This window comes from Vibrio sp. KUL78, from assembly GCF_059725505.1.
In genome coordinates, this window is record NZ_AP045837.1 from 2,573,558 (window position 1) to 2,597,430 (window position 23,873).

The 23,873-nt window shown below is 48.4% G+C and carries 23 protein-coding genes and 2 pseudogenes; all 25 read right to left on the reverse strand.

Going from position 1 to position 23,873, the window contains the following annotated elements:
• Nucleotides 1–37: 37 nt before the first annotated feature.
• The 25 genes and pseudogenes from AC6I8Y_RS11930 to AC6I8Y_RS12050 all read right to left on the reverse strand — a co-directional run bounded on the left by AC6I8Y_RS11930 (nt 38) and on the right by AC6I8Y_RS12050 (nt 23,859).
• Nucleotides 38–769 carry an RNA polymerase sigma factor FliA gene (locus AC6I8Y_RS11930; RefSeq protein WP_042478478.1) on the reverse strand — a complete coding sequence of 244 codons (732 nt, stop codon included), beginning with the start codon at nt 767–769 and terminating at the stop codon, nt 38–40.
• Entirely contained in the window at nt 762–1,649 is an 888-nt protein-coding gene (locus AC6I8Y_RS11935) for a MinD/ParA family protein (protein ID WP_234496053.1), read from the reverse strand. The genes AC6I8Y_RS11930 and AC6I8Y_RS11935 overlap by 8 nt, the downstream gene beginning before the upstream one ends.
• A gap of 12 nt (nt 1,650–1,661) precedes the next feature.
• On the reverse strand, nt 1,662–3,137 hold the full coding sequence (flhF, locus tag AC6I8Y_RS11940; protein ID WP_498018315.1) for a flagellar biosynthesis GTPase FlhF: 1,476 nt from the start codon (nt 3,135–3,137) through the stop codon (nt 1,662–1,664).
• A gap of 78 nt (nt 3,138–3,215) precedes the next feature.
• Nucleotides 3,216–5,321: a flagellar biosynthesis protein FlhA gene (gene flhA, locus AC6I8Y_RS11945; RefSeq protein WP_252011583.1), complete on the reverse strand. Its 2,106-nt coding sequence runs from the start codon at nt 5,319–5,321 to the stop codon at nt 3,216–3,218.
• A 112-nt stretch (nt 5,322–5,433) separates the two neighbouring features.
• Nucleotides 5,434–6,564 (reverse strand): flagellar biosynthesis protein FlhB, encoded by a 1,131-nt coding sequence (gene flhB / locus AC6I8Y_RS11950; RefSeq protein WP_042478473.1) that lies wholly within the window; start codon nt 6,562–6,564, stop codon nt 5,434–5,436.
• Nucleotides 6,565–6,577: 13 nt separating this feature from the next.
• Complete coding sequence (fliR, locus tag AC6I8Y_RS11955; RefSeq protein ID WP_234495433.1) at nt 6,578–7,360, reverse strand: flagellar biosynthetic protein FliR; 783 nt, start codon at nt 7,358–7,360, stop codon at nt 6,578–6,580.
• 5 nt (nt 7,361–7,365) lie between these two features.
• Entirely contained in the window at nt 7,366–7,635 is a 270-nt protein-coding gene (fliQ, locus tag AC6I8Y_RS11960) for a flagellar biosynthesis protein FliQ (protein ID WP_042478472.1), read from the reverse strand.
• A gap of 13 nt (nt 7,636–7,648) precedes the next feature.
• Nucleotides 7,649–8,476: a flagellar type III secretion system pore protein FliP gene (gene fliP, locus AC6I8Y_RS11965; protein WP_394150926.1), complete on the reverse strand. Its 828-nt coding sequence runs from the start codon at nt 8,474–8,476 to the stop codon at nt 7,649–7,651.
• A gap of 31 nt (nt 8,477–8,507) precedes the next feature.
• A complete protein-coding gene (gene fliO / locus AC6I8Y_RS11970) occupies nt 8,508–8,930 on the reverse strand; it encodes a flagellar biosynthetic protein FliO (RefSeq protein ID WP_498020248.1) in 423 nt (140 codons plus the stop codon).
• A 12-nt stretch (nt 8,931–8,942) separates the two neighbouring features.
• Complete coding sequence (gene fliN, locus AC6I8Y_RS11975) at nt 8,943–9,353, reverse strand: flagellar motor switch protein FliN (RefSeq protein WP_128650255.1); 411 nt, start codon at nt 9,351–9,353, stop codon at nt 8,943–8,945.
• Between the two features lie 18 nt (nt 9,354–9,371).
• A pseudogene (gene fliM, locus AC6I8Y_RS11980) lies at nt 9,372–10,422 on the reverse strand (flagellar motor switch protein FliM).
• A 7-nt stretch (nt 10,423–10,429) separates the two neighbouring features.
• Nucleotides 10,430–10,933: a flagellar basal body-associated protein FliL gene (gene fliL / locus AC6I8Y_RS11985; protein WP_394150587.1), complete on the reverse strand. Its 504-nt coding sequence runs from the start codon at nt 10,931–10,933 to the stop codon at nt 10,430–10,432.
• Nucleotides 10,934–10,961: 28 nt separating this feature from the next.
• Entirely contained in the window at nt 10,962–11,633 is a 672-nt protein-coding gene (locus tag AC6I8Y_RS11990; protein WP_498020249.1) for a flagellar hook-length control protein FliK, read from the reverse strand.
• A 49-nt stretch (nt 11,634–11,682) separates the two neighbouring features.
• Nucleotides 11,683–12,789: a hypothetical protein gene (locus tag AC6I8Y_RS11995; protein ID WP_498020250.1), complete on the reverse strand. Its 1,107-nt coding sequence runs from the start codon at nt 12,787–12,789 to the stop codon at nt 11,683–11,685.
• Nucleotides 12,790–12,907: 118 nt separating this feature from the next.
• Entirely contained in the window at nt 12,908–13,351 is a 444-nt protein-coding gene (gene fliJ, locus AC6I8Y_RS12000; protein WP_042478466.1) for a flagellar export protein FliJ, read from the reverse strand.
• A 4-nt stretch (nt 13,352–13,355) separates the two neighbouring features.
• On the reverse strand, nt 13,356–14,681 hold the full coding sequence (gene fliI, locus AC6I8Y_RS12005; RefSeq protein WP_252011576.1) for a flagellar protein export ATPase FliI: 1,326 nt from the start codon (nt 14,679–14,681) through the stop codon (nt 13,356–13,358).
• Nucleotides 14,681–15,481, reverse strand: coding sequence for a flagellar assembly protein FliH (fliH, locus tag AC6I8Y_RS12010; protein ID WP_042478461.1), 801 nt, complete (start codon nt 15,479–15,481; stop codon nt 14,681–14,683). Before fliH ends, fliI begins: the two co-directional genes overlap by 1 nt.
• A gap of 26 nt (nt 15,482–15,507) precedes the next feature.
• Complete coding sequence (gene fliG, locus AC6I8Y_RS12015) at nt 15,508–16,560, reverse strand: flagellar motor switch protein FliG (RefSeq protein ID WP_042478459.1); 1,053 nt, start codon at nt 16,558–16,560, stop codon at nt 15,508–15,510.
• Nucleotides 16,560–18,272 (reverse strand): flagellar basal-body MS-ring/collar protein FliF, encoded by a 1,713-nt coding sequence (fliF, locus tag AC6I8Y_RS12020; protein WP_394150927.1) that lies wholly within the window; start codon nt 18,270–18,272, stop codon nt 16,560–16,562. Before fliF ends, fliG begins: the two co-directional genes overlap by 1 nt.
• A gap of 51 nt (nt 18,273–18,323) precedes the next feature.
• Nucleotides 18,324–18,635, reverse strand: a complete 312-nt coding sequence (gene fliE, locus AC6I8Y_RS12025) for a flagellar hook-basal body complex protein FliE (RefSeq protein ID WP_042478457.1) — start codon at nt 18,633–18,635, stop codon at nt 18,324–18,326.
• A gap of 139 nt (nt 18,636–18,774) precedes the next feature.
• Nucleotides 18,775–20,191, reverse strand: a pseudogene (locus tag AC6I8Y_RS12030) (sigma-54-dependent transcriptional regulator).
• Entirely contained in the window at nt 20,191–21,261 is a 1,071-nt protein-coding gene (locus AC6I8Y_RS12035; RefSeq protein ID WP_234496052.1) for a sensor histidine kinase, read from the reverse strand. The pseudogene AC6I8Y_RS12030 and the gene AC6I8Y_RS12035 overlap by 1 nt, the downstream one beginning before the upstream one ends.
• Before the next feature lie 193 nt (nt 21,262–21,454).
• A complete protein-coding gene (locus AC6I8Y_RS12040) occupies nt 21,455–22,918 on the reverse strand; it encodes a sigma-54 dependent transcriptional regulator (RefSeq protein WP_498017849.1) in 1,464 nt (487 codons plus the stop codon).
• Between the two features lie 217 nt (nt 22,919–23,135).
• Entirely contained in the window at nt 23,136–23,546 is a 411-nt protein-coding gene (fliS, locus tag AC6I8Y_RS12045; RefSeq protein WP_042478453.1) for a flagellar export chaperone FliS, read from the reverse strand.
• 10 nt (nt 23,547–23,556) lie between these two features.
• Nucleotides 23,557–23,859: a flagellar protein FliT gene (locus AC6I8Y_RS12050; protein WP_042478451.1), complete on the reverse strand. Its 303-nt coding sequence runs from the start codon at nt 23,857–23,859 to the stop codon at nt 23,557–23,559.
• Between the last annotated feature and the right edge of the window lie 14 nt (nt 23,860–23,873).

Sequence of the window (23,873 nt, forward strand, 5' to 3'; positions counted from 1 at the left end):
TCAAAATTGCCTCCACTGAAAGCAAGATCAGTGTTTATTAATTATTATCTGTCCAAGCGCTAAGCTTGGTTCGAAGACGCTGCATAGATTGACTCAGAATTTGGCTAACGCGCGATTCGCTGACGCCCAAAACTTCGCCTATCTCCTTCAAATTTAACTCTTCGTCATAATACAGGGATAACGTTAATGCTTCACGCTCTGGGAGCGATTTTATTGATTCTATTAACGCTTCGCGGAACGCATCATCTGCGACACCCTGGAATGGCGAATTGTCCTCTTCATCTGCTACAGATACAGAGTCTTCAGAAACGCCAAGGTCTTCAATACCAACCAGTCTAGAGCAGTTAATGTCTGCAAGTGCTTTGTGGTATTGAGCTAACCCCATTCCCAAATGGTTAGCTACCTCTACATCAGTAGGGTCTCGATTGAGTTCTACCTCTAACGCCGAAATAGCCTGCGAAATATCACGACTGTGTTTGTGCACCGAACGAGGTACCCAGTCGCCGCGACGAATATCATCCAGCATCGCACCTCGAATGCGAATACCAGCGTAGGTCTCAAAGCTTGCACCTTTGCTACCGTCATAATTTTTCTGAGCCTCAATCAAGCCGATCATTCCAGCTTGAATCAGGTCTTCAACCAACACGTTTGGTGGCAAACGCCCAATTAAATGGTGAGCGATACGTTTCACCAATACTGAGTATTTCTCCAAGAAAGCTTGCTGACCACTCAAATTGGCATGCTGGTCATAGGTCAAAGCTTTATTCACCAAACGGTTCCTCTAGTGCTTCTGTTCTGTTGAGAAGTCTCTCGACGAAAAACTCCAAGTGACCACTCGGCACTTTTGGAATCGGCCACATCAGGGCTTTATTCGCCAATGAACTTAGTGCCAGTGCCGCTGGAGAGCGTGGGAATGCATCAACCACAATCTTCTGTCTTTTCACTGCTTGTCGCACTTTATCATCTAATGGAATGCAAGCGACTAACTCAAGACTCACATTCAAGAATCGTTCTGTGACTAATGTCAATTTTGTAAACAATTCTCGACCTTCGCGATAGCTGCGTACCATGTTTGCAACGACTTTAAAGCGTTGAACTTGGTGCTCACGACTCAAGAGTTTAATCAATGCATAGGCATCAGTAATCGACGTTGGTTCATCACACACCACCACAACAACATCTTGCGCGGCGCGAGAAAAACTCACCACCATGTCAGAAATGCCCGCTGCGGTATCAACCAACAGAACGTCCATCTCTTCTTCAAGGCTGCCAAAGGCGCGAATGAGTCCCATGTGCTGGGCATGACTCAGTTCAGTCATGCTTTGAGTACCAGAGGTTGCCGGGATGATCTTAATACCATGAGGACCTTCCACAATGGCGTCTTTAAGCTCACACTCTCCAGCTAGGACATGGCCTAGGTTTTTCTTCGGTCGAATACCGAGCATAACGTCAACGTTAGCAAGACCAAGGTCAGCATCAAGTACCATGACTTTTTTACCTTGGCGAGCCATACAAATTGCGAGACCAAGCGTGACATTGGATTTACCAACACCGCCTTTACCACCAGTGACAGAAATGACTTTAGTCAAAGTAGGTTTAGTCAAACGTCTAAGGCCACTGGCCTGATCATGTATCATGTTATTTGTCATTTTCGCTTGCATCTAAACCCCCTCCATATCACTGTTCCAGAAGTGAGGTTCATTCTCTGTCGACTTCTCTAATAATTCGTTGGCTTTCGCGACCATATATTTTGGCTGCGCGATCACTATGTCTTCCGGTACACGCTGACCATTTGCGATGTAGGTAACCGGCAGTGCATTTTGTACAACGACGCTAATAAACTCACCTAGGCTGAGCGACTCATCCAACTTGGTCATTATGCAACCTGAAAGCGGAATTCTTCTGAAATGATCCAAGGTCTCTTGTAATACTTGCCTCTGAGCCGTAGCTGGGAGAACAAGATAACTATGGATAATTTCGCCACTTTCCTGCATGAGAGTATCAAGTTGCTCTGAAAGACGGACATCACGTTGTCCCATGCCGGCTGTATCGATCAAAACCAAACGTCGATTTCTCAACTGATATAGTACATCGGCAAGTTCTTCAGAATCTTTAGCCACTCTCACAGGGCAGCCCATAATTCGGCCATAAATCGAAAGTTGCTCGTGAGCACCTATACGATAGGTGTCGGTAGTGACCAGTGCGACGTTATCAGAGCCATACTCCATTGCCGCACGAGCCGCTAATTTAGCGACTGTCGTGGTTTTGCCCACACCAGTCGGGCCAAGTAGAGCGACAATGCCTCCTTGACGCAAAATGTCTTGCTTACTAATAACGATTTGGTCAGAGACCAGAGATAGCAGTGCTTTCCACGCCTTTTGTGGCGGTGTGTCCTCTGGAATATAGCAGGCCAGCTGGTCTGAAAGCTCTGGTGAAATACCCATTCGTTCGAGGCGCTTAATCAACATGGCACGCAGTGGCTCACGACGCTCTACTTCTTGCCACATAAGCCCCGAGACTTGATGCTCCAACAAGCGACGAATTGAGGACATATCCTCTTTCATCGCTTCTAACTCTTCACCAAACTTACCATCGCGCTGCCCCGAGGGACGACGCACTTCTCTCGCATTATCCACGTACGACTCGTCTGAACGGTAAGATGGGCGTCCATTGTCTTGGCGGTCACGAAAAGGCTGCTCGGTTCTGTTCTGCTGAGAGTATTGCAGGCGGTCACTGTTTTGATAACCATCGCTCACCGCTTTAGCACGTTCGGACTGACGCTCCAAAAGCGCGGAAAGTGAATCCGGTGGGGTTGCTTTAGGCTTACCTTGCTCCGCGGGTTCGTTGCCACGGTAGCTTTTTAGCATATTGGCAAAACGATCGGTCATCGAAGGGGTAGAGGCTGCGCTTTTTTGCTGCAGGTTTACCACGTCTTCTTTGAGATCACGTCCATAACCCGACGTAGCTGTGCGACTTGGCGCAGCCAGTGCATTACTGCCCATTTGACGATGTTCTGGCTGCGCAGTATCACCATCAATAGCAGCAACGATTTCTACGCCGCCCGCCACTTTTTTGTTCGACATAATCACCGCATCTGCGCCAAGTTCTTCTTTAACTTGGAGCAGAGCTTGCCTCATGTCTCTGGCGAAAAATCGTTTAATTTTCAAGTGTTACATCCATTCAATGTACAAACGTTATTATGACAACCTTAATGGTTAGTTGCCTACCGCCTGTACGATTCTAATCTGTTTCTCATCAGGGATTTCTTGGTAAGACAAGACTCGCAAGTTCGGAATGGTGTTTTTCACAAACTTAGCCAGTGTCGAACGCAGAACCCCTGATGTCAGCAGCACGGCTGCCTCTCCTTTTAGCTCTTGCTCTTGAGTCGCTTGAGTCAGCGAAGCTTGAAGTCGTTCGGCTAATCCAGGTTCAATCCCAGCGGATTCCCCGCCAGATGCTTGCATTGTTTGATGCAATATTTGTTCCAGTTCAGGTATCAACGTAATCACCGGCAGTTCTGGTTCTATGCCGTTGATTTCCTGAACAATCAAGCGTTTCAGCGCGATTCGAACCGCTGCCGTCAATACGTCAGGTTCTTGACTCTTGCCTGAGTATTCCGCCAAAGTTTGGACGATAGTACGCACATCACGGATCGGAATTGCCTCATGCAGCAGGTTCTGCAGCACTTTCACAACCGTACCCAATGGCAACTGCTCTGGGACAAAATCTTCCACCAGCTTCGGAGCGCTGCGTCCCAGCATTTCCAGAAGGTTCTGGACTTCTTCGTGTCCTAGTAGCTGTGCAGCGTTGTTGGTCAGCAATTGGCTTAAATGCGTAGCGAGTACAGTCGAAGAGTCTACAACGGTATACCCGAGCGCTTGTGCGTGCTCACGCTGCGCTTCTTGAATCCACACCGCCTCGAGTCCGAATGCAGGGTCAATGGTTTGCTCCCCGTCTATCAAACCGTAGACCTGACCAGGGTTTATCGCTAATTCTTGATCTGGGCGTATTTCTGCCTCTCCCACGGCCACTCCCATCAAGGTAATGCGGTAGGAGTTAGGCGTAAGCTCAAGGTTGTCGCGAATATGGACGGCTGGGATAAGGAAACCAAAGTCCTGAGACAGTTTCTTACGTACGCCTTTAACGCGCTCTAGCAATTCGCCACCTTGGTCTTTGTCGACCAGCGGGATCAACCGATAGCCAACCTCTAAGCCGATGACGTCAACCGGATGTACGTCATCCCAAGATAACTCTTTCGGTGGCGCAGCAGGGTCATTGCTATTACCGCCAGCTTCAGCAGGTAGGTTCTTGGTTTCTTCTTTGACTTTCTGCTTGCGGTGCATCCAGTAAGCGCCGCCTCCTGCAAGCGCAGCCAGTAATAAGAAGGCGAAGTGTGGCATGCCAGGGACAATACCCATGACAAATAGAATACCTGCAGTGATAGTGAGCGCTTTAGGGTTGTCAAAGAGCTGGAATACCACCTGCTGCCCCATATCCTCGTCAGTATTTTGACGGGTTACCATAATCGCTGCCGCGATAGAAAGCAGTAGCGATGGTATTTGAGCAACCAGACCATCACCAATGGTCAGGAGCGTATAGATTTGTAGCGCTTCAGAAAAGCCTAATCCGTATTGCATCATACCAATGCTTAATCCGCCCACGATGTTGAGGAACAGGATTAGGATACCGGCAATCGCATCGCCCTTTACGAACTTAGAAGCACCATCCATTGAACCGTAGAAGTCCGCTTCTTTGGTTACTTCAAAACGGCGCAATCTTGCTTGGTCTTGGTCAATCAAACCGGCGTTCAAGTCGGCATCAATCGCCATCTGTTTGCCTGGCAATGCGTCTAGGGTAAAGCGAGCACTAACTTCGGAAATACGCCCCGCACCTTTGGTTACGACCATGAAGTTAATGATCATCAAGATCATAAACACCACCAGACCGACCGCATAGTTGCCGCCAATCACAACGTTACCAAATGCTGCGATCACGTTACCTGCCGCATTGTCTCCCTCATGCCCGTAGAGTAAAACGACACGAGTAGACGCCACGTTTAACGCAAGACGCAATAGTGTTGCGATAAGGAGTACCGTCGGGAATGCAGCAAAGTCGAGTGGACGACGTGTGTAGACAGACACCAGCAGTACCACCATCGCTAACGCGATGTTAAAGGTAAAGAATAGGTCAAGTAGAATCGCTGGGATCGGCAAGACGATCATCGCAAGCGCGGCAAGAACCATGACTGGTGCGCCGATAGCAGGCAAGGCACGACGAGGAATTGTCGGCAACTTATCGGCAAAAGGTAACGTCAATTTCATTACTACTACATCACTGCTGGTCTCGGTCAATCCTTCGAGACGCGGGTTATTTCTCTAATAGACACATATTGCAAGATTTACGCCATCAAAATTCGCCAATTTTTTGACACCATTAGTAACGCATATCTTTTGGGATGGTAATCTGCTCATTTTGCAGTGTTGGCCTTTGACCGCCCTTTTTACGGTATTGCTTGAGCTGGAACACATACGCCAGAATCTGTGCCACGGCGGCAAACAGACCGTCTGGGATCTCTTGTTCAAGCTCAGTCGTATGGTATAGCGAACGAGCAAGCGGCGGTGAGGGAATGACATAGATATTGTGTTCACGCGCTACCTCTCGGATCTTCAGCGCCATATGGTCAACACCTTTGGCAACCACGACAGGGGCTTTGTCTTGTCCTTGTTTATATCGCAACGCGACGGAGAAATGCTCTGGGTTGGTAATAATAACATCGGCTTGTGGTACCTCTGCCATCATTCGCCTCTGTGCTGCCTCGCGCTGTAACATACGAATACGGCCTTTCACCTCGGGCTTACCCTCGGTGTCTTTGAACTCGTCTTTGACCTCTTGCTTGGTCATTTTTAGCTGGTTGGCGTGCTGCCAGATCTGAAATGGAATATCGATGGCCACTACAATGAGTAGAGTAGTGCTGATAAGCAGTATGAAGTTCAACAAGATATCGAGTGCGTGGAAGATATTCTGGGGGAACACCTCCATACTCAATTGGAATAGGTCCGCTCTTGAGGCATTCACCAAATAGAAAGCCATGCCTGCTACTAATGCAACCTTGAGTATCGACTTAATCAGCTCAACCCAGCTTTGCATGCCGAGCATACGCTTTAAGCCACTGAGCGGATTCATCTTAGACATTTTTGGCATCGCCGCTTCAGCAGAAAAACTGATACCACCAACACCTGCGGCACCGATAAGAGCGGCCACGAATAGCACAAACAAAATAATAGCGAGTGGCAGCAGCAAGCTCGACAGTGCTCCTAGCACGACATCAAACAACTTGGTGGGGTCATAGATTTCTTCCCGCGTCAGGGTAAACAAGCGAGACATAGAACCAAACAGCGCGCGAGCAAGTCCCTCACCAAACATCATGAGTGATAATGCACCGACAATCAGTACCGATACGGAAGCCAGTTCTTTAGAGCGCGCCACCTGCCCCTTTTCGCGAGCTTGCTTAAGCCGCTGGGGGGTGGCGTCTTCGGTACGTTCTTGGCCGTCTGATTCTGCCATCGTCAGACCTCCCTTAACACACTAGGTCGATCAAGCGACACACCTGACCTTCCACTTCCAGCCAATACAACTGGTAATGACTGTATAGACCCGCAATGATGTACCAACAGATCATCAAACCAATAAGAAGTGCAAACGCAAAACCGAGCGAGAAGATGTTAAGTTGTGGCGCTGCACGCGTCATCACACCAAACGATAGGTTAACTGTTAGCAGCGCAATGATTCCGGCCAATGCCATACTAAGCGCGGTTTGAAACATGATTCCTAGCCAGCCTGCCATCTCTCGAAAGTCCGTCGCTGATAGATGCCCAGTGCCAACGGGCAAGGTTTTGAAGCTCATCACCACCAGCTGAATCATTTTTAAGTGGCCATCCGTCGCCAAAAAGAACATGGTCGTAAGAAACAAAAATAACTGACCGAGTACCGGTGTGTTTTGTCCATTAGCAGGGTCTACCATGGACGCAAAACCCAAACTCGACTGCATACCCAAGATCTGACCGAGCATAACAAAAGTCTGAACCATGAAAACCGTCACCATCCCCATTGCCGTGCCAATCAAGATTTGCTCAGCAACCGTCAGAAAGCCTTCGAAAGAGAGAAGCTCGATAGTTTGTGGGATAGCAGGAATAGAGGGTGATACTGCAAGGGTAAGCGCGAGCCCCAAGAACAAACGAATTCTTGGTGAAACAAAGTTAGCCCCAGTGACTGACATCACCATGAGCATGGCGGAGATACGCACGTACGGCCAAAAGAAGTTGGCTAGCCAATCGAGTACATCACTCGCTGGATATTCCATGCTCGTTACCAGAGCACCTGAGGAAGCCTTTCGATGATCTCATAGAAGAATTCCATCATCATCTGAGTTCCCCAATGGGCAAAAGCCATCAATGCCAAAATAGTCACAATAAGCCTCGGTAAGAAGCTCAATGTCTGCTCGTTGATCGATGTTGCCGCTTGGAATACCGCAACGATTAAGCCGACAAGTAGACTCGGTACTACGATGGCACAAACCAAAAGCAGTACCATCCATAACGCGTCCCTAAACAGCTCGACGAACATCTCTGGAGTCATAACGCTTCTCCAGCTACAAGGCGAAACTGCCGGCCAGCGTGGACAAAATCAAGTTCCATCCATCAACTAACACGAACAGCATAAGTTTAAACGGTAGCGATACGATCATCGGTGAAAGCATCATCATACCCATGGCCATCAATATCGACGCGACGACCAAATCGATAATCAAAAACGGCAAGAACAGCATAAAACCGATCTGGAATGCGGTTTTCAGCTCTGACGTGATAAACGCAGGGATCAACACCGCCATCGATACATCTTCAGGATTCTGAGCCGTCGAACCCGACATCTCGACAAAGGTTTCGAGATCTTTGACGCGAGTTTGTTTCAACATGAAGTCTTTCATCGGCCCTTGGGCTTGATCAAACGCTTGCTTCGCACTGATCTGCTCGTTCAAATAAGGCTGAATCGCTTGCTCATTCACCTGATTGAGAACTGGAGACATAATGAAAAAGGTCAAGAAGATAGCAATACCAATGATCACCTGATTAGAAGGTGTCTGCTGCAGACCCATTGCTTGACGCAAAATCGACATCACCACCACGATACGAGTGAACGACGTCATCAAAATAACCATTGCGGGCAAAAAGCCCAGCATAGTCATTAACGCGAGGATCTGAAGATTGACTGAATAGTCTTCACTACCATCAGGGTTGGTCGTCATAGTAAACGCAGGAATACCCGGACCAGTACCAAAAGCGCTTGATGTACTGACGCCAGCGGCACCCTGGTCATTGCGCATTTCAGACACAGTAACGCTACTGCTTGGCGCAGCATTGGTTGGAACTGAACTAGAGAGTTCTTCTTCTGCAGCGCTGCTCAGCGGCGCAACCACCATGAATAGGCAGACCAGTAACAGTCGAATCCAGTTAGTCATTTTGTTGCTTCTTCATGATTTTAGATAGTTGACTCGCGAACGCTGGCTGCGAAACCTCATTTTCGTCAAGAGGCTGTTCTAGTTTCGAAATCAGTTGAATCGACTGCGCTGTAATGCCGACTAAAAACTGCTCTTCTCCGGCTTGAACAATCGCAATACGCTCTTTGGTGCCCACTGGAATTTGGCGAACAATCTTAAGCCCTTGCTGGTTAACCAAAGATGGCACCTTCATGCGTTTCAATACCCAGGCTAAGCCCAGAATAATGACAATCACCAGTACCAATGAACCCAATGTCGCAGCGAGATCGAAAGGAGACCCACCCTGCGGCGTAACTTCTGGCGCAGCGTAGACCGCGCTTGGTATTGTGTAGAGAGCAGCCGCCATCACGAGCGGCAAACATCGATTCAGTTTCATGCTTGTATTCTATTAACGAAGTTTTTTAATACGTTCAGTCTGGCTAATCACGTCGGTGAGACGAATACCAAACTTATCGTTGACCACAACCACTTCGCCGTGCGCAATCAAGGTACCGTTGACCATCACATCAAGAGATTCACCTGCGATACGATCAAGCTCAACAACAGAGCCTTGGTTAAGCTGTAGCAGGTTACGAATACTAATCTGCGAGCGACCTACTTCCATAGAAATGGTCACTGGGATATCCATGATGGTATCCAGTTTACGTCGCTCATCGTCGGTGATTGGTGCTGGCGAATCTTCTAGCTCATCGAGAGGTGCTGCAAGCACTTCGTCGACATCAATCTCTGGAGCCATTGGGTCTTCACCCAGTGCTGCTGCCCATTCGTCCGCTAGTTTTTGGTCATCACTGATAGTCATTGCTTATCTCTACTTCTGTTATTCTTCGTCAACTTCTTCCACATGCTCTAGCTCCGCCATAATGTCCTTCCCTAAGAAGGCCAGGTCGGTTTTCACTACATCTGGACGTCTAATTTTTTCTGATACTTGTACTGCTATCTTCTCGCCTGAACGTCCCATCTTCACGCGGAAGGTAGGAAGGTCCTCAACGAACATAGTGGCATTCTCTGGCATTTCGATAGGAATGATGTCGCCCGCTTGCAGCTCCATCAAATCACGCAGTGACACGTCTTTTTCAAGTAAGTTGACGCGAAAGTTAACCGGCACGTCCATGATCTCTTCGCGAAGCGCACTACTCCAACGAACGTCAGTTTCCATCTTGTCCGATTGAACACCCGCATCCAGAAGCTCACGAATAGGTTCAACCATGGAGTACGGCATCACAACGTGGAAGTCACCACCACCGCCATCCACTTCGATATGGAATGAGCTCACTACGATGACTTCGGTTGGACTAACAATGTTTGCCATGCTTGGGTTAACTTCTGAATCTAGATACTCGAATTCAACCCCCCATCACTGGAGACCAGGCTTCTTTGTAGTCTTCAAACACCGTCTTCATCAGTAGCTGAATGATACGTCGCTCTGTTGGCGTAAACTCGCGGCCCTCAATCTTGGCATGAAAACGTCCGTCACCACCGAAGAAGTTTTCCACTAAAATAAACACCAAGCGCGCTTCCATAGTGATAAGCGCCGTCCCTTTCAATGGACGAAACCTCACCATGTTGAGACTTGTTGGCACGTACAAGGTGTTTTGGTATTCACCAAACTTCATCATCTGAACGCCGTTGATCGATACTTCGGCGGTTTTTCTCAGCATGTTGAACAGGCTGATACGCATGTGGCGGGCAAAACGCTCGTTGATAAGTTCAAGCGTTGGCATACGACCACGGACGATGCGGTCTTGTGACGAGAAGTCAAAATGGACCACATCTGCGGGATCTTGATCCAGTTCGTCCTCTACCTCATCGACGTCATCGACCCCATGCAGTAGCGCATCAATCTCGTCTTGGCTTAATAAATCAGTCACAATGCACCTACTGGATTACAAAATCGGTAAACAGCACACGCTCAATCACAGGCTTACCTACCACTTGGCTTAGGCTCGCTTGCACATCTTGAGTGGCTTGATCACGTAACTCTACGCGACCATTGGTACTACGAAGCTGCTCTACCGTTGCTGAAGCAAACGTCGACAGCAGAGTACTTTCAATCAACGGCGAGTGATAGCGAGCTTGACTCTCATTATCAAGACCTCTCACCATCAGCTGTACTTTAATCTGGACCATACGATCGCGTTGATTGCCCGCTGCATTGAACACAAACGGCTGCGCTAAATTAACGTATGAAATAGGATCGACTGGCACCGCCGGAGCTGCACTACCGCTCGTGGTCATCGGTTGCGTGTCGACACTGTCATCCGAACTTAAAAACCAATACGCACCGCCACCAGCAGCTAGCAATACGACAATTGCAGCGACGATGATAATTAGCAGCTTTTTGCTGTTGGTTTTAGCGGGTTCTAAGCTTTCTTCTGCCATATTTTTTCAACTACTGAGTTATCTAGATTTAGGCATAGTAACTGATGCCATCTTTATTTTTATTCACGGCAACATCGACTGTGACGCCACCCTCAACATTCGCGTCAGATTCTGCTGAACCATTGGTGCCACCGGAAGATGGACCACCGTTGCCTGAGCCATGAGAAGCATGACGTTGCTGCTGACCTTGCTGCTGAACAGAGGTGTCTGCTAACTGAATGCCTTGTTGCGACAACATCTCTCTGAGTCTAGGCATGGCTTGATCCACCATGTCTCGGGTTTGTTGGTTTTGCACGGTAAAGTGTACCGTCGCGGAATCGTTATTTAGGCTCATTCGAATCTGCATACGACCTAAGTCAGGCGGATCAAGGCGAATATCCACATGCTTAAGGTTCTTCGACATCATCATTTGAACCCGTTCGGCCACCTGCTCACCGGCGTTTTCTTTCGTCAGCATAAGTGGTGATTGCACCGCCCCAGTTGCTTGAGCCGATTGCTCACCACGTACTTGGGTAGCCGTCAGCGCTCCAGCACCAGCGGCTTGCAACGCACCTTCAGAACCCACACCAGGCTGGTTCAGGGCTTTGTTTGTGCCTTTGGCTGCGCCAATTTGAAGTCCAGAAGCCTGAGTACTGAGTGGCGCGCTACTTTTTGCTTGCCCACTCGCCATCATTGCACTCATCGACGCGGCGGCGGCCATATCTCCGATCGGCTGACCTTGGCTAGCCCCTGCAACCGCTGCACTTGGGTTAGCGCTTATTCAGTGCCGCCAGAGCTTGTGCAGTTTGCCCCTGCATGATCTGCGATTGAGTCAGTGCAGTCTTATCTGTCGTCACAGCCATACCCGCAAGCGCTGCTTTCGCGTCTGGCTTTACTGATGGATCTGCATCAGATTTGCTCCACGCGATATTATTTGTCGCCGCCTTTGCATCTGATTCGTTTGCAGGTGTCAATTTACCGTCACTGCCTTTAATGACAGCAGCGCCACCGGTTGCTGCTAGCAACTGGCCTTTATTTGACGCAGCAGCGGAGTCACCGGATACCGCGGAGTTAGTGCTCATGGCTACGGGTTCACCATTAGGCTTGGTAGCGACTTGAGTTGAGCCAGCAGCCATCATCGTCGATGCAGCCATCGCCTCATCTTGGCTAAGATTGCCCTTCGACACTTTCTGCTCACCGCTAGCGACATCCGCACCTTGGGATTTGATCTCTGATGACGCTTCAGCGTCTTGAGCCGCGACAGCCGCTACGCCAGCTCCCGCTTGAGTTTGCAGCGCTTTATTTGAGTTATCTAATCGAGACAGCAACTCAGCATTTTCTGAGACCGTTTGCTTCGCATCAGGCTGAGCATTGACGCTAGATTTCGCTGTATCTTCTATACTTTGAGCTTTGCTAGCACCAGCTTCTGCAGCCACACCGATCGCTGTCATTTTTTTGACAGCCTGCTCTGACTCGTCTGAATCAGCAGAACCGACTGCCGCTGATTTATCCTTGCCTGTTACTTTCGAATCAGCGAGAGCAGTGCCATCTTCGCCTTCCACTTGAGCAGACTTAGATGCAGCTTCAGCGTCTTTTTTAGCTACAGCGTTAGTTTCATCTGTCTCCGAGTCGGCCTCAGAAACCGATGATTTCACATCATCTAGCATGGCATCTGTCGATTTAGACTTGCTGCCTGCCGAGGTGGATGCACCATCAACCTTTTGATCAGATTCAGACTTTTCAGAAGACAACGCGTCTTTGAACTTATCCCAAAAGCCTGAATTCTCACCAGTCTCGCCCTCAGTGACAGAAGATTTTCCGTCTCCTTTAGGCAGTACTGTATTCGATACATTGTTATTTGAAATCGACAGACTCATTCCATTTAGGCCCGTTTGATAGAAGGTTACGTATTCGGCGGGATCTTGCCGCCTATATTATCTAGGCATGTTCGATGCAATTTTTGTACCGATAACGATTTAGCTCTAAGGTAGGAAATTAGCGAGTTTGACGACGACGGGAAAACAACAAGTTAGAGAATTCATCCATCTGTTTCTGCTCTCGCTTAGCTTCAAGTTGCGCTTTCTCTTTCGCTTTTTTCTCGATGAGCCACTCATACGACTGACGCTGTTTTCTCGTATTGTGCCAGAACTCTTCGCAGTCACCGACTTGTTGTTGGAAGTGGCTTTCAGCAGATTTTTGTTTGGTTAACGTCTCATCTAACTGTGTCAAAAATCGATTTAAGTGACCGTATTGGCTTGCCGTAAGACCAGCCTGTCCTCGCGATACCAGTTGATTGCAGTAATCTAAGCGGTACTGTTCGATCTGCCTAACCTGATGGTAGTAATCCTCGAGTTCGGCACGAGCCTTGTTTAAGGCGAGCACCGCCTGCTGCTCGTTATCCTTAGCCTGTTCAAGCAAGAACTCTAACGCGTTATCCATGACGCTACGACTCTACTTGCAACAGCTGTTTTAACATGCCAAGACACATGTCGTATGGCACCGTTTCTTTCATGCTCTGCTGCAGGTATTGATCCAGTTTTGGCTTAAGGGTAAACGCACTATCAATTGCAGGATCCGTTCCTGGCTTATAAGCGCCGATCGATACCAAATCTTGGTTTTTACGACATACTGATAGAATTTGTCGAACTGCTTTGGACATCAGAACATGCTGATCATCGGTTATTTGTGGCATGACACGGCTGACCGATTTCTCAACGTCTATCGCTGGATAGTGACCAGCATCAGCCATCTCACGCGAGAGTACAATGTGACCATCTAAGATTGCACGGGCAGCATCTGCGATAGGGTCTTGCAAGTCATCACCTTCAGTAAGCACCGTGAAGAACGCCGTTATCGACCCTTGGTTTACGTCGCCATTACCAGCACGTTCCACCAAAGCGGGCAGCTTAGCAAACACGGATGGTGGATAGCCTTTCGTTGCCGGCGGTTCACCAACGGATAGCGCGATTTCACGCTGAGCTTGTGCAAAGCGCGTCAGTGAGTCCATCAATAGCAAGACGTCTAACCCTTGATCGCGGAAGTATTCAGCGATGGTTAATGCCGTTTGACAACCTTTTAGTCTCATCAGAGGGGAAGCATCGGCTGGAGCCGCAACGACCACAGAGCGCTCACGCCCCGCAGTGCCGAGAATTTCTTCAATAAACTCTTTTACTTCGCGACCACGCTCACCAATAAGGCCAACCACAACGACCTGCGCGGTAGTACCTCTAGTCATCATCCCAAGTGTCACCGACTTACCTACACCCGAACCAGCAAAGAGACCAATACGCTGTCCCTTGCCGACCGTTAATAAGCCATTGATGGCTTTAAGGCCAACATCGAGAGGCTCAGTAATAGGTTTTCTCGCCAGTGGGTTAATAGGCTCGGCGTTAAAGGAGGCACGCTTGTCTGTATAGATATCGCCTAGCCCGTCTAGAGGATTACCTACACCGTCAATAACACGGCCGAGTAACTCCATACCAACAGGTAAACCGGTCTCTGAGGCCATAGGGGTGACTTTCGCACCGGGAAGTACACCCGTGATTTGCTCACTGGGCATAAGATAAAGATGTTCGCCAGAGAATCCGACCACTTCAGCGTCCATATCGCCGTGCATAGTTTCAACTTTACACAAGCTACCGATAGGTGCTTTACAGCCAATCGCTTCTAGCGTTAGCCCTACCACACGCACTAGCTTGCCGGATGCCGTTGCTCTGGATTTATGGCCTTCTACTTTGTAGTTTGCCAGTCGCTGCGCCAGCGATTGCATTACTCGCCCCCTTGATGGCGGTTCGTGCCGCAAAAGCTCTGCAATACGTTTTTGACTCTGTCTTCTAGCTTGTAACTCACGCTGGAGTCACCCGCTTCAATATACACATCACCTCTGTTGAGCGACGGCTCTACTGCTAAGGTCCAGTTACGGATATTCAGCTCTTCGTCGCCATAGGCTGCACGAATGATGTCGATATCAATCGGGTTGAGCTTGAGGGTAATGGCATGACCTACAATCGGCAGCGCCTCTACCGATTGTTTTACTGTATCGAGAATAATTTGTGGATTGGTTTGCACTTCGACATGAACCACTTCTTTCGTCAAAGCTAAAACCATGTCCACCAGCTGTTTCTCCACTTGGCTAGTCATTAGCTCAAGCGGATTAGAAAATTGATTGGCAAGATTCATGAAGGTGTCTACTTGCTGCTTGATATACTCTTCACCAGCAGCCACACCCTCGGCTTTACCTAGGTCTAACCCTTCTTGATGACCTGCAGCTAAGCCCTCTTCTTTGCCTTTATCATAGCCTTGCTTGAAGCCTGCTTCTTGACCTTGAAACAAGCCCTCTTGATAAGCGCCTTGTTTGATCTGTTCAATCTGCTCTTCGGTCAGCATCAGCGGCTCTTCTTCCGCTGGCGTTTCTTCGCGTGGCGTCCAACTCGGGTCGTAATTGAATGCCGTCTCGCGCGCTTCTTGGCTTACTTGCGAGGTGTAGTCAGGCAGTCCCCACGAGTGGGCTTCTTCAACGGTATTGTCTTCTGAAGGGCGTAAAAAGCCGCGTTTTCTATCATTAGACATTAAGTTAATCTTCCTTCACGCTTCGCTTACAAGAATTCGTCCGCGCCACCAGAGAGCATTAGCTCTCCGTTATCCGCCATGCGACGAGCAATCGTCAGAACTTCTTTCTGAGCTGCTTCTACATCAGCAACGCGCACAGGTGGCATTGCTTCAATATCTTCGCGCATCATATCGGCTGCACGTTTAGACATGTTGTTGAAGATCTTCTCTTTAAGTCCTTCGTCAGCACCTTTAAGCGCACGTTGAAGTACATCCTGTGGTACGTCTCTAAGCAGCTTCTGAATACCTTGGTCGTCGACCTCGATAAGGTTCTCGAATACAAACATAAGGTCTTGAATTTGCGTCGCCATATCTTCGTCTTGGTCGCGAATTTGATCCATGAGTAGACCTTCGACATTGTTGTCTAGGTAGTTCATGATCTCCGCTGCTGCCTTCAGGCCGCCAATCTTGGCCGCTTGTGCACCCGCTTGACCAGCGAACTGCTTCTCCATGATTTCGTTAAGCTCTGCAAGCGCAGAAGGCTGAACCTCTTCTAGATTGGCAATACGCATCATCAAATCAAGACGAACACGTTCTGGGAACTGCGACAAGATTTCTGCCGACTGATCGGCCTCGAGGTATGACAATACGATAGTTTGGATCTGAGGGTGCTCGTTGATGATGATGCTCGCCACTTGACGAGGGTCCATCCATTTCAATGAATCGAGACCTTTCGAGCCAGTACCCAACAGGATCTGGTCAACAAGGTTATTCGCCTTATCTTCACCAAGTGCAGCCACAAGCGCGTTACGCATGAAGTCTTCGCTGCCCATACCAATATTGGTGTACTTCTGAATATCTTCTAAGAAGGCACGGTGTACCGCTCCGACTTTGTCCTGGCTAAGGTCACTGGCCTTTGCCATCGCACTACCGACGCGTTGCACTTGCTTAGGCTCTAAATGACGAATAATACTCGCCGCATCCGATTCATTAAGACTTAACAACAAGATCGCCGCTTTGTCTTCGCCGCTAATTGTTGCAATGTCTACGCTAGTTTCCGCTAGTTGACCGCCGTTGGCCGCTACAATTTCATTCGCCATTAGTTTTCAGCCATCCAATTCTTCACAACTTGCGCCGCAAGTTCAGGTTCATTCGCAACAAGAGCTCGTACTGCTTTCAGCACATCTTCATCTTTATGTAGGTTCGGCAAATCAATACCAGAGCTAAATTCGAACAGCTCACTACCATCTATATCAGTACCAATTAGGCTGGTTTCGCCATCCGCACCCAACGGCAAGCCGTCTGGTCCGTATAGTTGCTCATCTTCATCCTGAGCGGCAGGATTAAGCAGTTTCTTCATCGCAGGGCGAATCAATACAAGTACGACTACGATGATAACGAGTGCACTTGCAAACCAACGAATCCAATCGTTAAAGTTTGGATGTTCCCAAATAGGCACATCTGGTAATAGCTCAGCAGCAGGCTCTTCGAACGTCATACTAAGCACATTCAGAAGGTCACCGCGGTTTTCATTAAAGCCAACAGCACCGACTAATATCTGACGCAAAGCGGCAAGTTCACTCTCTGAGCGTGGCTCATAGGTCACTTCGCCCGTATCTGGATTCACTTTCGCACGGTTTTTGATAGCAACGGCAACGGTTTGACGATTCACTACACCCGTTTGTTTACGCTCGTGACTAATGGTGGTATCGAGCTCAAAGTTGCGAGTCGCCTCTTTGTGCACTGAGCCTTGTCCCATCACCGAGCCATCTTTCATCTGCGCCACATCGGTCGGAATAGAGGCGTCTGCTGGAGGCTGGTTACTCAGCGCTCCAGGAACGCCAGCAACTACGCTGCCGTTATTGTAATCTTCAAGTGTGTATTCACTTCGTGTCGCCGGGGTATTTGGGTCGAAGCGCTTGCGCGTTTGCTCAACAGCGCTAAAGTCCAACTCGATATCAACCTGAGCGGTATAGTTGCCAAGACCTAAGATTGGAATCAGTACCGAGTCAATTTTCTCGCGAAGTGCTTGCTCTTGGTTACGCTCTAACTCCTGCTCTTTGCGTCTCGCCATAGACGTCGCGTCTTGTGAGCCAGAGTTGAGCAGGCGACCGTGTTGGTCGGTAACAGTAATGCGCGACGGTTTCATACCTGGAACAGCACTTGCCACCATATCGACCACGGAATCGATCTCTTGCTGTCTGAGTAGCGAGCCCGTCGCCAACGTTAAAAATACCGATGCGGATGCTTCTTGGTTGTGGCGAACAAACACACTTTGCTTTGGCAACGCCAATAAGATACGAGCAGAACGTACCTGCTTCATTTGCTCTATGGCTTTGGCAAGCTGTCTTTCACGGCTCAGCTTGAGACGCTCTTGTTCAAGGCGTTGAGATACGCCAAAGCCCATATCTTGCATTAAGATATCATCGCCCGCGTTCGACTGACGGTTCAGGCCCGCACGAACCATATCAAGCTTCAGATTGTTGTATTCACTAGCAGGAACGCTTAAAGCGTTACCTTCGAGCTTGTAGGCAACTTTTTTCTGGTCTAGGTAATCCAGAACGGGAATAAGCTCTTCGGTTTCATAAACGCCAAGCGGGCGCATTTCAGGTTCTTTCACCCAGAAGAACAGCATCACAATCAAAGCGACACAGATAGAGATCGACAGCACCAGTACAATCTGTCTTAGCAGATCGAGATCACCGACTGCCAGATCAAACTTAGAACTGCTTTTTTCATTGATGTCAGGGTTTTGACTGTCGGACGCTATGTCTGAGCTCGCTACCATTGCAGTATCGGTACCACTGTCCATTAGCGCGACATCCGTCGACTGATTTTCTTGAGCCACTTTATACTACCTAGATTACACGGGCATGTTCATGAGTTCTTTATAGGCTTCGACGAGCTTATTTCTCACTTGTATGGTTGCTTCAAACGCGACGCTTGATTTGTTACGAGCAATCATCACGTCAGATAACGACACATCGGCATCGCCACGGTCAAAACGCATCTGCAAATCGCCCGATGTTTTTTGTAGGCCATTTACGTTATTTACTGCTTGGGAAAGCATGTCTCCAAAATTCGCCCCTACTTGATGGGCATTGGCTGCAGGCTTAGTGTTTGACGCTTCAAACATCATCGCTTGCATTTCACTGTGTAATCCGTCAACTTTCATGCTTTACCATCCACTGCCAATAAATTGACAGTTTCCTTTCACAATTCTGATACTGGGCGTTAATTGATAATATTCAGCAAAAATTATGCCACGCCTACCCCGATACTGACTAGCATCGGGGCAAATTAATTTGTGACGATTAGCTAGGGATCTCAATTCCAGCATCGCGCATTTTGGCAAGCTTATAGCGCAGCGTTCTTGGGCTGATACCTAACTTCTCTGCCATTTCTTTTCGGCGACCCTCACACTCTTTGAGCGTCTCCAAAATGATGGCAAACTCTTGGTCACGTAGTTCACCACCAAGACCTTCGCTGGTTGCCACTGGGCGAGCCAGTTCAGACACAGCTTCAGCAACAGGCGCAACCGTTGGTACTGCCACCGATTGTGGTTCTGCTACTGCCATTTGCAGGCTGGATGCGTCTTGCCAATCCACGCCTTCCAACAAAATATGTTCGGCTGAGACTCGGTTTTTCTCGCACAGGATCAGGGCTCGCTGAACCACGTTATCAAGTTCACGAACGTTACCTGGCCACGGATAGGATTGAAGTTTGGCTAGTGCTTGCTCAGTAAACTCCGGCATAGGCATACCCAATTTCTTACAGTGACGCTCCGTCAGGTGACGTGCTAGCGGCGCAATATCGCCGGTACGCTCACGAAGCGCTGGCCAAGCGATTGGGAACACATTGAGTCGGTAATACAGGTCTTCTCGGAAGTTACCCTCTTGCACATATTGCTTAAGGTCGCGGTTACTGGTCGCAAGTACACGAACATCCAATGAGATACTCTTACGGCTACCAAGACGCTCAACCTCACGCTCTTGCAATACACGCAGCAATTTTGCTTGAAGGTTTAGATCCATCTCGCTGATTTCATCCAGCAAAATGGTCCCGCCTTGAGCTTGTTCAAACTTACCAGGACATGCCTGAATCGCGCCGGTAAATGCGCCTTTCTCGTAGCCAAACAACGTCGCTTCGAGCATGTTATCTGGAATCGCCGCACAGTTAATGGCTACAAAAGGGCCGTCAGCACGCAGTGATTTGTTATGAATGTAGCGCGACATGACTTCTTTACCAGAGCCACTTGGACCAAGAACCATAACACTCGCATCGGTCTTAGCGACCTTCTCTGCAAGCGCAAGGAGCTGAATACTCTTCGGATCAGCAACAACCGCATCACCATTATCGTCCGACTTAACTGGCGCATAGCGACTCACCATATTGAGCAAGACTTCAGGCGCAAAAAGGCTTCGCCATATAATCAATGGCGCCCTCTTTCATCGCCGCTACAGCGTCTTCAATATTGGCGTAAGCCGTCATTAGCAGAACAGGTAAGTTCGGCCAGTGCTGCTTGATGTTACGTAGCAGGGCTAGACCGCCCATGCCTGCCATCTGCACATCAGAAACCACAATATCTACGGGTTGAGTTTTCAGCTTCACCAGCGCGTCTTCCGCACAGTCCGCTTCGACCCACTCGTAACCTGCAAGCGCAAGAGTATCGACTAATGCTTCGCGTAGACCTTCATCATCCTCTACGATCAGTACTTTGCTCTGAGCCATCAGTTTAATCCTTCATCTGTTACTTCTTGATTCGATGTGGTTTCTGCTAGTGGCAGACACATGGTAAAGCATGCGCCATCATCGTCTTCTGATATTAATTCCAATCGTCCCTCGTGGGCACGACATACCATTTGCACTACTGCGAGACCAAGGCCCGTGCCTTGTGAACGTGTCGTGAAAAATGGCTCCATGATTTTTTGTTGTAGCTCTTTTGGAACGCCCGGTCCGCTATCTTGAACCGAGATCTTGAGTTCATTATTTACGGGTCTAAAGAACACATCGACCTGGGAGCCCTTACCCGCAATTTGGACTGCATTGAGCACGAGGTTACTTAGCGCTGACGCCAACGCATTGGCGTTGCCAAGGAGCTGAGTTTCCTCTTGCTCGACTTCTAAGCAGTAATCAATTTGATTGCTCTTCAGCGTGGTCTCTACCATAGGTTGATATTCTGCGACTAAATCAGCGATGGTAAACGGCTTAATCACCTTGTTATCACCGCCTTTGGCAAACAGCAGCATATCATTCACCTGCTTTTCTAGGTCATGCAGTCGATCGACAAGCTTGACTTGAAAACGCTCACGTGTCGCTTGCGGCAAGTTTGGCGCTCCAAGATTCGACGCGTAAAGCATTGCGCTCGACAATGGCGTTCTCACTTGGTGTGCCAATGACGCCACCATACGTCCCAATGATGACAATCGTTGCAGGTCGCTGACGCGAGACTGGAGCAAACGTGTTTCGGTAAGGTCGGTAATTAGAATCAGCTGACCGGTTTTTGACGCTGAAATAGCAAGGCGCACCTTACGCCCATTACGCAGCGATACCTCATGGCCGTCATCTTCTCTTGGGTCAAACACGACTTGGATAAGGTGGAACCATTTTTGACCAACAAGTGGGATCTCTAAGATTCGATGCGCTTCAGGGTTGGCTTCTCTTACAACGCCTTGGGAATCCAATAGGATAACGCCCGCAGGCATGGCTTCGATAACCTGTTGGTAGCGTTCAACTTGCGCCTCTAGGGAGTCAAGATGTGAGCTCGACTCTGGTTCAGGTTGCGATGTTTCATTGACCATCTGATTCATTTACGAGGCTTTCCTTTCTCTCATTACCGCTCGTAGAAATACGTAAGCCCAAAAAAGACTATAGCCCGACAATGCAAAAGGCATGCCGAGCTATATTCTTTCAAAATCAGACACTTAATTGCGTCAATTTTTTGTCGTCAATTTTTTATCGTGACCAGAGTCAAATTTTAGTCGAAGAGGGAAACTAGCGATTGATGCTGTACTTGCGCATCTTTTCCACCAAGGTGGTTCGGCGCATCCCCAGCATATCGGCAGCACGTGCCACAATACCGTCTTGAGCATCAAGCGCTTGATTGATCATATTCACCTCAAGATCCGCCAACATCTCTTTAAGGTTGACTCCTTCTGGAGGCAGTGACTGAGGAGAGAGTTGCTCATCAAACTCTGGCTCATCGCTGAACGAGAAGTCATCAGAGAAAATGCTGTCTAACGCGTCACGCTCTTGCTCTTCAATGGTTTTGAACGCATTCATTTCTGGTTGGAACTCGGGAATATCACTGTAGCGGTATTTAACCGGTAGGTGATTCACATCCACCAAGCTATTTGGGTACAGGATAACCATACGCTCAACTAGGTTCGCGAGCTCACGTACGTTACCTGGCCAGTCATGCTCCATTAGAGAATTAATAGATCGTGGTGCAAAGCAGATTGGTTGGCCACCTTCTGCTTCCATACGAGCTAAGAGTTCTTGCAGTAACAGAGGAATATCTTCTTTGCGCTCACGAAGCGAAGGCATCTCGATCGGGAATACGTTCAGACGATAGAATAGGTCTTCACGGAACTGCCCTTGAGAGATCATTGATTCAAGATTGCGGTGTGTCGCAGCGACAATACGAACATTGGCCTTAATGACAGCCGTTCCACCCACACGCTCGAACACTCGTTCTTGCAGCACGCGAAGCAGTTTCACCTGCATTGGCATTGGCATATCGCCAATTTCATCCAAAAACAGAGTGCCGCCTTCTGCGAGCTCAAAACGACCTTTACGTGCGGTAATAGCGCCAGTAAATGCCCCTTTCTCGTGACCGAACAGCTCACTTTCTAGCAAATCTGGTGGGATCGCACCACAGTTAACTGGCACGAAAGGGCCTTTACGGCGAGTTGAATGGTAGTGGATATTTCGCGCCACCACTTCTTTGCCCGTGCCCGATTCACCTAAGATTAGTACGTTGGCTTCAGAGCCTGATACCTGCTCGATTAGATGGCGAACCTCTTGAATACCCGGACTCTGCCCAACTAGGCTGCGAAATAAAGTGTTTTTGCGTGCCGCAGAAGGTACTTGAACGCCTTTGCGGCCAAGAAATTCGCCACAGTGACGCAATGCATCGCTAAGCTGACGGTAGTTTAGAGGGAATTCGAGTTCACCGACAAAGTTTGTCAGCGACTCTACCGCACCAGTAAACTCGCTTGTGACGAGTAAAGGGATATGATTTGACACAGAAAGCTGCGACAGCAACGCTTTAGAAAGCGTAGGGCTTTGCAATGCACCAACGATGCACCCAGACCAGGTCCGAGTCCAATCAATCTGATTGATGTCGTTTGATGAAATTGCGACGCAGTGCTCACCTACAAACTCGAGAATGGTTTGTAGGTTATTTCGCACCTGCGAGTCATCAGCGATAACAAGAAGTTTAGCTAAGTCTTGCATGTGTCAGGAATAATGCCTTGATAAGTCAACCATATGTGGCTTCTCTTTAGGTGATGAAGCTCACATAACAACTAGCCTTTATAAAATCACTATGTATTTTATAAAACAATTGGTTAGGTACAAAAAAAAGCGCCATTGGCTAAGAATGGCGTCTATTCTATTGGCATTATTTTCATAAGGCAACTGACTGACAGTCACTTTAAGAGGTTTATTCCGCTTAAATACCTACTTCTTGAGCAGTTAGGTTGTGATAATCAGTTGGAATTTGATCCCAAGCAGATTTTATCTCGCGGATAATTTCTATAACATCATCAATTGGTTGCGGATTGTTTTCATGATTAGCCGCTGAAATTTGCGTGATCATGAACTCATACAGTTGGTCTAAGTTCTTCGCAATATCACCGCCATCGTCCATCGATAGGCAGCTACGCAGCGCGATAATGATGTCCAGCGCTTTACCGATACGCTCACCCTTCACTGGAATATTGCCTTGTTCCATCGCCGCTTTTGCTTGGATCAAACGCTCTATCGCTCCACCCATCAGCATTTGGATAACTTTGTGCGGCGAGGCAGCCGTCAATTGGCTGTCTACTGAAACTTTCTTATATGCTTGCAATGAACCACGCATCACTATCCTCTCAAATATAATTTTTGTACTGCTGTAAGGAACGTTTACCATGTCGGTATTTTCTTAACGACTGTCCCAGCTGTTCCGTTTTCGATTCCATAAGTACCGTGATATGGCGCGTCGACTCGACGACTTGTTTCCATTGGGCACTTTGCTGCAGGTTCGGATTCCTTTTGCAGACATCAATGATGGTTTTGACTATTTGTTCTCTTTTATCGACCAGTTGATGAATTTCTTCAGTCTCTGGGTCAATATTTTCTATCAATGATAATAAACGGTGATCCAAATCACTTAACTCATTGAAAATATGCATTTAAATGCCCTTCC

Bases quoted from the DNA above. Each gene is read 5' to 3' on its own strand.
- AC6I8Y_RS11935 (WP_234496053.1), bottom strand. From the start codon at position 1,649: ATGACAAATAACATGATACATGATCAGGCCAGTGGCCTTAGACGTTTG.
- flhF (WP_498018315.1), bottom strand. From the start codon at position 3,137: ATGAGGCAAGCTCTGCTCCAAGTTAAAGAAGAACTTGGCGCAGATGCG.
- flhA (WP_252011583.1), bottom strand. From the start codon at position 5,321: ATGAAATTGACGTTACCTTTTGCCGATAAGTTGCCGACAATTCCTCGT.
- flhB (WP_042478473.1), bottom strand. From the start codon at position 6,564: ATGGCAGAATCAGACGGCCAAGAACGTACCGAAGACGCCACCCCCCAG.
- fliR (WP_234495433.1), bottom strand. From the start codon at position 7,360: ATGGAATATCCAGCGAGTGATGTACTCGATTGGCTAGCCAACTTCTTT.
- fliQ (WP_042478472.1), bottom strand. From the start codon at position 7,635: ATGACTCCAGAGATGTTCGTCGAGCTGTTTAGGGACGCGTTATGGATG.
- fliP (WP_394150926.1), bottom strand. From the start codon at position 8,476: ATGGTGGTTGCGCCGCTGAGCAGCGCTGCAGAAGAAGAACTCTCTAGT.
- fliO (WP_498020248.1), bottom strand. From the start codon at position 8,930: ATGAAACTGAATCGATGTTTGCCGCTCGTGATGGCGGCTGCTCTCTAC.
- fliN (WP_128650255.1), bottom strand. From the start codon at position 9,353: ATGACTATCAGTGATGACCAAAAACTAGCGGACGAATGGGCAGCAGCA.
- fliL (WP_394150587.1), bottom strand. From the start codon at position 10,933: ATGGCAGAAGAAAGCTTAGAACCCGCTAAAACCAACAGCAAAAAGCTG.
- AC6I8Y_RS11990 (WP_498020249.1), bottom strand. From the start codon at position 11,633: ATGGCCGCCGCCGCGTCGATGAGTGCAATGATGGCGAGTGGGCAAGCA.
- AC6I8Y_RS11995 (WP_498020250.1), bottom strand. From the start codon at position 12,789: ATGAGTCTGTCGATTTCAAATAACAATGTATCGAATACAGTACTGCCT.
- fliJ (WP_042478466.1), bottom strand. From the start codon at position 13,351: ATGGATAACGCGTTAGAGTTCTTGCTTGAACAGGCTAAGGATAACGAG.
- fliI (WP_252011576.1), bottom strand. From the start codon at position 14,681: ATGCAATCGCTGGCGCAGCGACTGGCAAACTACAAAGTAGAAGGCCAT.
- fliH (WP_042478461.1), bottom strand. From the start codon at position 15,481: ATGTCTAATGATAGAAAACGCGGCTTTTTACGCCCTTCAGAAGACAAT.
- fliG (WP_042478459.1), bottom strand. From the start codon at position 16,560: ATGGCGAATGAAATTGTAGCGGCCAACGGCGGTCAACTAGCGGAAACT.
- fliF (WP_394150927.1), bottom strand. From the start codon at position 18,272: ATGGACAGTGGTACCGATACTGCAATGGTAGCGAGCTCAGACATAGCG.
- fliE (WP_042478457.1), bottom strand. From the start codon at position 18,635: ATGAAAGTTGACGGATTACACAGTGAAATGCAAGCGATGATGTTTGAA.
- AC6I8Y_RS12035 (WP_234496052.1), bottom strand. From the start codon at position 21,261: ATGGTCAATGAAACATCGCAACCTGAACCAGAGTCGAGCTCACATCTT.
- AC6I8Y_RS12040 (WP_498017849.1), bottom strand. From the start codon at position 22,918: ATGCAAGACTTAGCTAAACTTCTTGTTATCGCTGATGACTCGCAGGTG.
- fliS (WP_042478453.1), bottom strand. From the start codon at position 23,546: ATGCGTGGTTCATTGCAAGCATATAAGAAAGTTTCAGTAGACAGCCAA.
- AC6I8Y_RS12050 (WP_042478451.1), bottom strand. From the start codon at position 23,859: ATGCATATTTTCAATGAGTTAAGTGATTTGGATCACCGTTTATTATCA.